Annotated in this window: 9 protein-coding genes and 2 pseudogenes; 8 read left to right on the top strand and 3 right to left on the bottom strand. The window is 51.0% G+C overall.

What is annotated here, in order from left to right:
- The first annotated feature begins 635 nt into the window (after positions 1 to 635).
- From L8K08_RS29280 to L8K08_RS29250, 7 genes and pseudogenes are all read left to right on the top strand, one after another.
- A complete protein-coding gene (locus tag L8K08_RS29280; protein ID WP_242201832.1) occupies positions 636 to 2,951 on the top strand; it encodes a type I secretion system permease/ATPase in 2,316 nt (771 codons plus the stop codon).
- On the top strand, positions 2,948 to 4,198 hold the full coding sequence (locus tag L8K08_RS29275; protein ID WP_242201830.1) for an HlyD family type I secretion periplasmic adaptor subunit: 1,251 nt from the start codon (positions 2,948 to 2,950) through the stop codon (positions 4,196 to 4,198). The genes L8K08_RS29280 and L8K08_RS29275 overlap by 4 nt, the downstream gene beginning before the upstream one ends.
- Before the next feature lie 209 nt (positions 4,199 to 4,407).
- Positions 4,408 to 5,784, top strand: a complete 1,377-nt coding sequence (locus tag L8K08_RS29270; protein WP_242201828.1) for a TolC family protein — start codon at positions 4,408 to 4,410, stop codon at positions 5,782 to 5,784.
- A 755-nt stretch (positions 5,785 to 6,539) separates the two neighbouring features.
- A pseudogene (locus L8K08_RS29265) lies at positions 6,540 to 6,918 on the top strand (DUF4113 domain-containing protein); the annotation flags it as partial.
- Positions 6,919 to 7,134: 216 nt separating this feature from the next.
- Positions 7,135 to 7,482 carry an SOS response-associated peptidase family protein gene (locus L8K08_RS29260; RefSeq protein ID WP_347341033.1) on the top strand — a complete coding sequence of 116 codons (348 nt, stop codon included), beginning with the start codon at positions 7,135 to 7,137 and terminating at the stop codon, positions 7,480 to 7,482.
- Between the two features lie 35 nt (positions 7,483 to 7,517).
- Complete coding sequence (locus tag L8K08_RS29255; protein ID WP_242201825.1) at positions 7,518 to 7,715, top strand: hypothetical protein; 198 nt, start codon at positions 7,518 to 7,520, stop codon at positions 7,713 to 7,715.
- A gap of 2 nt (positions 7,716 to 7,717) precedes the next feature.
- A complete protein-coding gene (locus tag L8K08_RS29250) occupies positions 7,718 to 7,894 on the top strand; it encodes a hypothetical protein (protein ID WP_242201823.1) in 177 nt (58 codons plus the stop codon).
- Here L8K08_RS29250 and L8K08_RS29245 read toward each other — a convergent pair.
- From L8K08_RS29245 to L8K08_RS29235, 3 genes and pseudogenes are all read right to left on the bottom strand, one after another.
- Positions 7,879 to 8,673, bottom strand: a pseudogene (locus L8K08_RS29245) (serine hydrolase domain-containing protein). The gene L8K08_RS29250 and the pseudogene L8K08_RS29245 sit on opposite strands and share 16 nt — an antisense overlap.
- Before the next feature lie 540 nt (positions 8,674 to 9,213).
- The gene (locus L8K08_RS29240; protein ID WP_242201820.1) at positions 9,214 to 10,173 is read right to left on the bottom strand and encodes a tyrosine-type recombinase/integrase; all 960 of its coding nucleotides are present in this window, start codon (positions 10,171 to 10,173) and stop codon (positions 9,214 to 9,216) included.
- Complete coding sequence (locus L8K08_RS29235; RefSeq protein ID WP_242201818.1) at positions 10,170 to 10,724, bottom strand: N-acetyltransferase; 555 nt, start codon at positions 10,722 to 10,724, stop codon at positions 10,170 to 10,172. Before L8K08_RS29235 ends, L8K08_RS29240 begins: the two co-directional genes overlap by 4 nt.
- A 288-nt stretch (positions 10,725 to 11,012) precedes the next feature.
- On the opposite strand from L8K08_RS29235, the gene L8K08_RS29230 reads away from it, so the two are divergent.
- Positions 11,013 to 11,543, top strand: a complete 531-nt coding sequence (locus L8K08_RS29230) for a PBECR2 nuclease fold domain-containing protein (RefSeq protein ID WP_242201816.1) — start codon at positions 11,013 to 11,015, stop codon at positions 11,541 to 11,543.
- Positions 11,544 to 11,942: the final 399 nt, after the last annotated feature.

Genomic DNA, 11,942 nt, shown 5'->3' with positions numbered 1-11,942 from the left:
TGCCAAGTTGAGCATTTACGGCTTAGCCAGCAAAATTTAAAAATTTACCGATTTCGACCCACAAAAACCGGGCATACGTGAATTTTACCAACTAACCATGCAGTAAGTTTATGTATGCCTGCTAAATAAAACCAGGATTACGATGAAAAGAAAAAAATTTTATGTGAGTTTAGTGCGCTCGCGAAGAATAATACTACTCAGTTTAGATTAAGCTATTTTTATTTTATTGTCACATCCTCTATATCTAATTATAAGCATTTGGCGCACACGCAATTTGAAGAGCGACTCATTCATGATCCGCATAATTTTTAATTAACAATTTAAAAAAGCAAAGCGATACAAGAAATTACGACTCTAAACCTATTAGGTTTTATAAGTTTTTAAAATTCAACTATAATCAAATAGCGCTAAGCGCGAAATTTATTTTAAATCAAAGTAACCTACTGATCTAGTTGAGATTTTCTCTAAATATAGCTCTAAAAAATTTAGACGCTCCATTTTTAACCATTCTAATGAGGCACACCTGCTGGGCAGCTATCAGCTGTATCGCAGCTTGATAACTCTTAGGGCCCTGTAGGCGACGGTAGGCGACGGTGGACCAGAAACTTATGAACATGCAAATACGGGAGGAAGCTATGTTTGCTTCTCAAATCCAAATTCAAGATACCCTACTAGAAAGTGTTTCGTGGCTATGCGCATTTTATGGTGTGACGCGCTCAAACCAAGCCCTGACTGCGGGGCTACCAAAAGCGGAGATATTGTCACCTTCTCTGGCGCTGGCGTGCTTAAACAATGCCGGCTTAAGTGCGGGTTTGGTCGAGCGCCAAGCCTGCTTATTGCCTCTTCCGCTCGTACCTATGATCATGCTACGCAAAGATCATGGGGGTGGTATTTTCCTAGGGCGAAGAGTAGATCCAAAAGCCAAGGATAAACGGACCTGCCTATATCAAGTCATTTTGCCGGAATTGAGCCAAGAACCAGTCGAGATTACCCAGCTTGAATTCGATGAGCTATATAGTGGTTTCGCCATCTTGGCAAAACTTAAAGCCAAGGTCGACACTCAGGCGGGGGAGGAGAGTTTACGACCAGATGGGCACTGGCTATTCAGTACCTTATGGCGGTATCGCCGTTATTACCGTAGCGCTGCAGTTGGTGCAATTCTGATCAACGTCTTGGCTTTAGCCAGTATTTTTTTTACGATGAATGTCTATGATCGCGTGGTTCCTAACCAGGCGTTTATCACACTCTGGTCGTTAGCCATCGGTGTGGCGGTGGCTATTACATTCGAGGCAATAGCCCGCTACGTGCGCGCCCACCTGCTAGACGTTGCTGGAAAGAAAGCGGATCTAGTAGTAGGGACGATGTTATTCCGTCAGGCTTTGGCAATCCAAATGGAATACAAGCCCGCCTCCTCCGGTGCGTTTGCAAATCAATTGAGGGAGTTTGAGTCTGTACGTGACTTTGCCACCTCTGCAACATTAGCGACAATGACAGACCTTCCGTTTGTACTCATGTTTATCGCCGTCATATTTTTTATAGGAGGTCCATTAGGTTGGATTCCCATGTTATTAATTCCCATAATTTTGGTTATCAGTGTTGCTATACAGTGGCCGTTGGCGCGCACCATGCAAGAAAACTTGCGCGAGTCCTCCCTAAAGCAAGGTGTGATCATTGAATCCATTGAAGGATTGGAAACGCTTAAAGCAGTCGGCGGTGAAGCCTATATGCAGAGACGTTGGGAAAGATTCAGTGCGTTATCATCCACAACTTCAATGAAGTCCAGATCATTGTCTAGCCTGGCGACTGGAGCTGTCGCGTTTATTCAACAAATCCAAACAGTCGCCTTGATAGTAGTAGGAGTCTATATCATTGATGCAGGTGACCTGAGCATGGGGGCTCTGATCGCTACGGTTATGTTGGCTGGTCGCGCAACAGCCCCCTTGAGTCAGGTGGTTGGATTGGCAGTGCGGTTTCAGGCAGCAAAAGCAGCTTTAACATCATTGAATAGGCTAATGGACATGCCTGTGGACCGCGACATCAGAAATCAATACCTAAGTAACCCCGTTTTGCGCGGCCAATTGACCCTTAAGGGGGTAAATTTCGCATACCCTACGCCTCCCACCCAGCCGTGCTCTCCGGTTTTGCAAGGCATTCATCTTACAATTGAACCAGGTGAGCGCGTGGCGATCCTAGGTAAAATCGGGAGTGGTAAGTCCACCTTGCTGCGAGTTATGGCACGTTTGTATTCTCCCGTCAGTGGACAAATTTTCTCGGGGGGAATAGATATAAATCAAATTGATCCAGCAGACTGGCGGAAAGCTATGGGGTATGTAGGGCAGGAGGCCCGCCTTTTCTATGGCTCATTGCGGGAAAACGTGATGATCGGTAGACCGGAAGCAACGGCCGAGGAGTTCCTAAGGGTGTTGCGTCTGACCGGGCTTGATCAAATCGCCGCTCGTCATCCAAAGGGTATAAATCTACCTATCGGTGAAATGGGAGAAGGTCTATCGGGCGGACAACGCCAACTGGTATCGCTAGCCCGTAGCTTGCTCGTAAGACCGCAGTTATTGCTTTTAGATGAACCAACCAGTGCCATGGATTCCCAGACAGAAGCAGCATTTTTACAACATCTTCACATGGCAACCAAAGATCAGACCTTAGTGGTAGTCACTCATCGCCCATCCGTGTTGAGTTTGGTGTCCCGCGTCATTGTTGTAGAGGACGGGAAAATTATTGCTGACGGACCTAAGGAGGTCATACTTGCTTCCATGAGCCCTACCAAAAAGGGAAATCCCGCTAAACCGTTAGCAACAGCTTCCGTTGAAACCCCGCCTAGTACAGCAGTCAATATGAGTCTCCGCTCTCGCAAAAGTAACTCTCAACAGAAAGATTCTACGACCAATTCCTCAGTGCCTCTAGCTACTCCATCTGTCCAGCAGGGCACACCATGATTAAATCGATTAAAAGATTTCTTTCATCCAGATCCGGCAATGAATTGCATCCTAGTGATTTGGCCTATATGCATGACATCCGCGAATCGTTGCTAACGCAAACAACCCCCGGTTCACGATTGATGCTGCATCTCATAGGCGCTGTCTTGATTGGTGCCTTGGTGTGGGCCTATTTAGCACAGGTTGAAGAGATCACTCTAGGCGAGGCTAAGATCATCTCTAGAAGCCGCGAGCAAATTATACAAAGCCTAGAAGGTGGCATTCTCATGGATATGCTCGTTCGCGAAGGCGATATTGTAGAAAAGGGCCAGATGCTACTACGCTTCGACCCGACCCGCGCTGAGTCAAGCTACCGTGAAGCTCTGTCCAAGGTGGTTGGCCTGAAAGCAAGCATCATTCGCTTGCGGTCAGAGGCCTATCAACAGCCCCTTATATTTGGCGACTTGACTGATACTGATCCGCTCGTGGTGCAGCAAGAAGTCCAAGCCTACAATGCCCGTAAAAAGGCCCTGAATGACAGTATCGCAGCCTTGGAGCGAGGCTATGCGCTGTCTGCTAATGAGATCAGATTGGCCGAGCCGCTAGCCGCTAAGGGCCTTATGTCAGAAGTAGAGCTTCTGCGTATGCGTCGTCAAGCCAATGATATTAAAACTCAAATCATCGAGCGAACAAATCGCTATCAGGCAGAGGCTAATGCCGAATTAGCAAAGTTTGAGATGGAGCTGTCACAAACAAGTGAAAACTTGATAGGGCGGGCTGATGTGAGGCACCGTACTACAATTGTTGCACCTGTTCGCGGTACTGTAAAAAACATCGCCTTCCATACACGAGGAGGAGTCATACAACCTGGTGAGGCAATCATGCAAATCGTTCCACTGGAGGACCAGTTGCTGGTCGAAGGTAAAATACGTCCATCAGATGTTGCTTTCTTAAGGCCAGGGCTGCCGGCAACCGTGAAAATTACAGCGTATGACTACAGTATTTATGGGGGGCTTAAAGGTACGGTCGAGCATATTAGTCCTGATACTTTAAAAGATGAGCAGAAGGCTGCTGCCGGTCGAGCTGACGATACATACTATCGAGTTCTGGTCCTAACGGATTCTAGTAACTTGACTGCTGGAAACAAGTTGTTACCCATCCTCCCTGGCATGGTTGCCTCTGTAGAAATCCGCACTGGTCAAAAAACCATTCTCGAGTACTTGCTTAAACCAGTGCTCAAGGCACGAGAAGCGTTCCGGGAGAGATGAGTGTGAAGCCCATAATTATTCGTGCACATTTTTTGTTCACTGCTTGTCTAACTATGCTAACAGCCTTCAGTACGAGTCAAGCCCATGCCGACATACCACAACATCAAAGTCGCGTAGCGTCTCACAATAGCCAGAGCGACGCCTTTAAAGCGCTGGCGCAAAACCTTACATACCACACGCGTGCACTCGCACAGCATGACGCGAAGCTAATGCAGGCCAAACAAATACAACCAGCAACGCCTATACAGCAAGAGACTCATTCCGATAAACCAATGCAGCCCCAGAACGGCGTCTCAGCATTGGAATACTTCAACCTCTCAACACATAGGACGCACGCTGGTGTTACTCCTATTACAGGACCAAGCGAGCATGAGCTACGTCTAATCTTTCTACGCGCTGTGGAGATTGCTCTGGCTCGAAGCCCCGAGGTACTCCGCTTCCAAGCCGAACGAGATGCCGCCGGGTCCGATGTAGATGAAGCTAAGGGTCAACGCTGGCCACAAATCGATATTGGTACGCAAAGTTCAGGCATTGCATTTGGTGGCGGGACGAAAAATACTCGTGATGGTGCGGGCATCAACGTTGCGATCAGCACTATCTTATTCGATTGGGGACGGATTGATAAAACTATCAACAGTCGAGAAAGACTATCCGACGCCGCTGATGACAGTCTCGCAGCGCAAATCGAAGAAACTAGTTTTGAGGTAGTGAGTACACTCATTGAGCTAGGTAAGCAGCGTCTAATTGGCGAGCGGAGCCAGAGATTTGCTGATCGTATGAACGAACTAGTCAAAATGCTCGCTGGCATAGTGGCAGTAGATAAAGGCCGTAGTAGCGAGCTTACTCAGGCTAAGGCGCGTCTTCTACAGGCCCAAGCCCTTACAGATGCCGCCAAAGCGAAAGCACGCGAAGCCGAAATCACGCTGCTCAAGTTGGTTGGGGAAAAGCAAACTCCTATTCCTAGTGGCTCTGAATGGAACATCAAAAACGTCAACCTGCATCAACTGATCGACGCCGCACACAGTCATCCTGCGTTGCGTAAAGCGAATGCAGAAGCCGATGCGGCAGACCTACGTGCGGAGGCTATTCGAGCTTCGTCCCTTCCTCAATTAAACTGGGTAGTAGGAAAAAATACAGCAGAAGATGCGCTAGGCAGTCAACAAGCTTGGCAAACAAGCCTGAATATGTCTTGGGCGGCTTTTCGTGGCGGCTCAACGCGTGCGTCAGAACGTGCGGCCCTCAGCCGTGCCAGTGCTGGTCGTCAGGAAGCAGCACAACAAATACGCGATCTGGAGTTCCGTATCCGAACGGCAGAAAACGATGCGCGTACTCAACTTGAGCGAGCCCAGCTGTACAAAGAGCTGTCTGTCGAGTCAGATCGGATTCGCGATGCGTTTTATCAACAATGGTACCACTTGGGTAGGCGATCTCTGCTGGATGTGTTGACCGCCGAGAGCGATCATTATGGTAATCAAATCAGTGAAATCAATAACCGCTTTGACGGCTACCAATCGATTATCCGTCAATACGCCAGTGCGGGCACGCTTACAGGATGGTTGAGAGCTGCACAAATAACCGGATTTTAGTCTCTGCATACAGCATAAGTTAGTGGAAGAGCGCAGGTTGACGCGCGCTCCCGTTGAAAAGTTTGCATACACCTTTATACACTCAATTCGTATGAATTTTGAAACACATGAGTGCTTCGACCGGCATTAGTTTAGGGGCTACGGTGGTATATTGTGTTGTGGGCCACTCTACTCGGACTTTCGCTAACTTGAAAACTGTTAGCACTAACATGCCATATCATACTAGCTTTAGCTCGAATCTTATTGACTGCAATAGTGCTACGGATGATAGACTGCGTGCTGAGCAACATGCCCTCTATGCTATCCTGCTTGATCTCGAGCCTAACTTCAGTTTTCACCGCGATGTAGTCGTGAGGTATCCCAAGTCAGTCAGCGACTCAATAAATGACCCTGTCAACTATTTAGCAAGATGTATTTACGCAGCTGAGCTTTTACGAAAAAGGCATTTTGCCAGCATAGTGGTTCTCTCTACCTGCCCTTTTTTTAAGAGGGCCGCTTAAATGGAGGGTATGACGAGGAAGTCATTTACATGACTGCAAGCCCGTAGAATACGAGCCAGTTTTTTCGCGAACTGAATCAGGATGGCGTTGGTGTTTTCTATTTGGCGGCTGTCAATAAGATTTACGAAAAAATTCAGCCAAACTGTATTTTTAAATTCAATAATGACACGGGGCAGTTACTAGCCGGCATTTCTGGGTCGATGTGGGAACGTAAAGGTAGCCGTTATGCTTAATCGGCATGTTTAGCCCCGACGAAGCCGTTTCGCTGACGGCGTGTTGGTGGAGCTGCCGTACCCACCAATGACGTGCGTTTGATTACCAAGGCCGCGACCCAGGCGCTGGAGCGCCTGTTCCGGCGCCGGGTTCCGATACAGCAAGGCCGAAGTGCTGCTGATGGATCTGCTTCAACCAGGTGAATTTACCGATGAACTGTTTGCGCATACGCAGCCGGCGGCGCCCGACAAGGTCAAGGTGATGAGCGTCTTGGACGAAATCAAAAACCGCTGGGACGCGGCACGCTGTGTGCCGCCGCGGTACCGGCGTCGCCGGACTGGGCGACGCGTCGGGAATTGATGAGCCCTAGCTATACTACACTACCCGGCTTGACCAGTTGTGGACGGTCAACGCCAACTGAGGCGTCAGGATACGGAGGAAGTTTGTGTATGTGCAGTCCTTCTAAGCACCGCCGGCGCAGCGGGTCGCGTACGCATTCGGCGTCGACCTTTACGAGCAGGGCAGGCTGGATCTGTGGCTAGGTTAAGTTGGGCCATTTATCCATCGCGCGGACCCGGTCGACCTCAATGCCCACGCACCGGTACCGGGTGACCTACTGACCGGCTCGTTCGGCCTGATGCCTTTTTGGAGTAAGGACTCTCCTTTAGGTAACGCCTGGCGCAACGCTAAACACTGCATCATTCCTGCAGAGGCGAACTATGAGCCTGACTGGCGATCGGGCAAAGCCATCGCGACGCGGATTGTTCGGGCGGATGGCGAGCTTATAGCATCGGGAGGCTGTGTGAGCACTGGCGAGGTCCTGCATAGCTTCACCATTCTTACGATCAACGCCGATGACCATTCGTTCATGCGTAACTACCACAAGCCCCACGACGAAAATCGCATGGTGGTGATCCTTCCCAAAGGGCTGCACGCCGATTGGTTCAAAGCCCCGGCCGCGGATAGCATGGCGGTCGCCATGTAGTCCTGACCCGACCTGATAAAAACTAGAGCGTTTGAATGACTAAAGAAGAATTGCGACAACAGCTGCAGGAGCAGTTTGAGCAGCATCTGCAGGCCAACCCCGATGCAGTAACGCTTTATGCTGCAGAGCCGGTACCTGAAACAAGACCGTGGAAGAAGAAACCCAGCCTGCTAGATCATGCGTTCGCACAAGACCTGGCCAAGATTGAAAAAGAACGGCTGGCCAAGGATTAATCATGAAACGTAATCAAAATCGTATTGCTGAAATTTTTGCGTTTTCTGTTGCTTTCGCGATGATTGGTTATATTGCGGCCAAAGCGTTTGCCGACCAGGTCGGTGTGGATGTTCCCGCAGGTGGCTTTCCGGCGCGCATGAATACCGAGGGCTGCACCCAGGTTCAAAGCTGGTCATGACGTACAAGGGGCAAGCCTTTGAACTCGCGTTCAAACATCGCCAGTTGGACAGCGGGCCGGAGGTTTACCTGGCCTGTGACGCGTTGCAACAGACACTCAGCAGTCTCGTACAGTGAAGTACAGGTGCCGTCCGCGGTAGCATTGAATGTCGGCGACACCCATTTCTGGTTCTTTAGCACACCTTCGTCTTTCTCATACCCAGACACCCGATTTGGCACGATATCTAAATCGGAGATTACCCGTGACGCTCTCATGCCCAGCGGCGTGAAAATATGCTGCTGAAGAAACTCGCCATATGATTGGCCACTGACACGATGAATCAAGATACCGAGCAACATAAAGTTGGAGTTTTCTTAAGCCCAGTTATCGCCCGCTTTGAAATCTATGGGCAACTTGGCTAGGGTTGCTACCAGCTCGGCCTCAGTAAAGTCGCGGCGTATGTCCAGTGGACCACCAGGTTTTTGCAACTCCGGCGTCTCATAACCCGGTAGCCCTGAGGTATGCGACAGTAAGTTGGCAATCGTTATCGGTATCCATCCGGCGGGTGACTCGGGAAAATACTTGGTAATACTGTCATCCAAACCGACTTTGCCCTGTTCGACTAGCATCATCACGGCGGTTGCAGTGAAGGACTTTCCCACCGAGCCGGATTGCAGAACGCTGTCTGCACTCATCGGCATGTTCAGTTCGACGTTCGCCAAGCCGTAGCCCTTGGCGAGCACTATCTTGCCGTTTCTATAAATCCCTACGGCCAGACCTGGCAAACCCTGTCGGGCCATTTCAGCGGCGACGTAACGGTCGATTGCCACGCTCTGAGTGCGGCTGAGAGCCGCTGTGTTTACCGCCGCAGCCAATGAAGAAGACAGCATGAGGATGCTCGCTGTGATTGTTCGTATCATAAAAGTTTCAAGCCTTTGTCACCGTCTCTGGGCCTGCAGTGTGCCTGGCAAGGATGGCGTTTTATGGGAGCGTCTGTGGAGCGGGGATGGAGGACCAGATGTATGAGTGTCCTCCTGCAAACCGCGCTCCTCAATCATTCCAAGGTCGTTTACTTTCGTTGATGGTCAGAGGCACGGGGCTGCGAGGCCCTGCTGGGCTGTCGATCATGACATCGCTGGGAGCCTTGTCGGCGTGGGCTGAATGATTATTCTCATGCGGTTAGCTGCGACTGGGGTGTGCCTGGCAGGCTATATGCCAGGGCTTTTGCTGCGTCGTCAGCCATATTTCGCCTCGTGCGTAGTCTTAATTAATAGACTTCAATGGGTGAACTGCTGCTGAAGATTTAAACGCAAGGTCTGAATAAGAATTTCGAGTGCCATTCAATATCTGACCTTGTATGTCGGCGAATCCTCCGGGCGCTGGCCACGTCGGTCATACAGCCGCGTAGTGCTGATATTGGCGTGGCCCAGCCAGACTTGGACCTTGGCGATATCGGCATCATGCTCGAGAGCATTGGTTGCGGCTGTCGCACGCAGTCCGTGCACGCCCAGGCCGTCAACCTGAATGCCCGCCGCGTGGGCCCATTGGGCCACTACCTTATAGATGCCGTTACCCGTAACGGCCTCGCCGGCGGTCCGACCGCGGATCGAGCGAAACAGCGGGCTATTGCCAGGTTCGCGTTGAGTATCGCGCTCCAGGTACTCATGAATGCGCTCGGCCGCGACTGGGTGCAGCGGCAAATAGCGCGTCTTACCGCCCTTCCCTCTCACCTGCAGATGTTTTATTCCACGGCGGTCCTGCAGATCGCCAGTCATCAACCGTGCGGCTTCTTCACGCCGAAGACCGTGGTAGAGCAGTACCGCCAAAATGGCGCGGTCGCGGATCCCCTTCAACGTCCAGCCATCCGGCGCCGTCAGCAGCAATTTAGCCTGGTCATCACCGAGTGCCGGCGTCTTGCCTTCGTTGGTTTCGACCCGGGGCCGTTTGACACCGTGCACGGGATTGCCGCCGGCGACGGCGTTGTTCTCCAGCAGGTGATCAAACAAGCTGGCCAGCGCCGCCAGTTTGCGCCGGATGGTAGCCCCGGCCAAGTCCCGGGTTTCCAGCTGGGCGCGCCAGGCCAGCACGTGCGCACGGGTGACCGCGCGGAATTCCTCGGCGCCGGTGAGGCCGACAAAATTGCAGAAGTCTTCCAGGTCGTTTTGATAGGCGCGGCGGGTGCGGGGGTTGTCAATATTGGCGAACCATTCGACCGCCGCCGGCACTCTGGCCAACTGCTGAAATTGGCTGCAGGTGAGCCGGCGATCGCCTGGATTTTCCTGTTGGATCAATGATTTCATTGGTCTCTCCAGGTTTCGAAGCGTGCCTGGATCTGCGGCCATTCGGGCGACGCTTTCAGCTCACGGATCATTTTCTGTTGGCCATGGTTGTCTTTGTGCTGTTGCGCACGCCAATTCGCGAGTTCTTCATCCGTGTAACGCACCGTACTGAGGTCAAGCGCACCGGCGGCGTCGAAGCGCGCCCTTACCCGTTGCCAAAAAGGATCGGTTGAAGGGTAAAAGTGCAAGGGTACGATGGGCATTTGATAGGTCAGCCATAATCGCCACAGCACGCAGAGCGCGATTTGACGATGGCGATGCTCAGACGAGACTTTAAGCATGTTGATGTGCAGCAGGTCCTGCAATGCGTTGATGCTGTAGTCCACATACCCGACCCGTTCGCCGGAGATGTAAATCTCTTCCACGCATTCGGCCCCGACGAAGATAGCCAGCCCGGGTTCAGTTCTCTGAATCTGGCGGCGCAGTTCTAACTGAAGGCCTTTCACGGTCTCATTCAGGATTTTTTCGTGATGTCTATAAAAGAACTCGCAAATCGGCTCAAAAGTGTTCATACACGTTGCGCTCACGAAAAGTGGTGATAACCTATTTTATCACCCCTTATGAAGCCCGCGAGTATTTGAGCGGTTTTTGTCGTCAAGTGACCCGATAGCGCCCTACGTTCGCGATAAGCGCAAAAGCTGGTTGATCAGTATTGGCGGTGTGTTGACGGCCGGCAGAGGGCCAGATCGATCAGTGCTGGCCGATCCGGTTAAGGTGGGCTGATTAGGTCTGTTGCAAACGTCTTTTTTTATACATGGCACAATGATCACCTGATTACGCACAAGATAGAGCGACGACGTTTGAGCACGGACACTCCCCTTCCCAAGATTTCAGAAGTAAAAGGCCAGCCCACTTGGTTTGATAGCAATCTTCCCGACTTGCGCACCTTGGAGCGTGAGTTGCGTACACACGCACTTGAGGAAGTCACTGCGGCAACCAATCATGAAGACGCCATCGAGGTGACAGCTCTGCACCTAGGCTTTATTGATCCTGCAATCTTGTCCGTTACCGTAGAGACCCCCATGGGCGATGTGAGGATTCTGCGCAGCAGCATTTATCACATCGTCGAAAAACGATTGGATGCCCGAGAGCGCTACGTGAGACTGGCTTTAGATACTCTTACAGGGCCGCTGGAGGTCTGGAAAGTTGCTTTTACGGACGGCAGTGACCGTCTAGCTTTCATCGGAGCGTATGAGTCGAAGCGGCAGATGTTAGTAAGCGTTGTGTTCTTGGACGGTCAGATGCTTTGGAATTTCATGCACACAGACGCCAAATCGCTCAACAGGCATCGTCATGGCGAACTGCTGTACAAGCGCTACACGACTTTGTGAAGTCGCAAAGAAAAAGGGCTACTGGTGACAGTAGCCCTCGAATTTGAAGCTTGATATTCATATACACACCCTCAAGCAGGGGTGTGGAGGTCTCACCCTACGCCGATGTTCAGCCATCGCCGGGGTTCCTACGCCAGTCATTGCCGCTGAAGGCCACTGGTTTCGCGCTCACTTCCAATCATATACAAGGTGACGCTTGTGTCAACCAAATTTGATGAATGGCCGTGAGTTTACGGGATTTACGGTGATTCTGGATGATGCTTTTGTCTTCATAAGCTGACGGATCGTTAACTTTTGAAGTTTTAACTTGACACAGTCATGAGGTTTTGATGGCGTAACCTCACAACCTCACAACCTCACAACCTCACAACCTCACAACCTCACAACCTCACAACCTCA

The sequence above is a fragment of the Pseudomonas sp. TREG-RG-20F-10-E-6-01 genome (genome assembly GCF_022662455.1).
GTDB lineage: Bacteria > Pseudomonadota > Gammaproteobacteria > Pseudomonadales > Pseudomonadaceae > Aquipseudomonas.
This window is presented reverse-complemented; position numbering and strand designations above follow the sequence as displayed.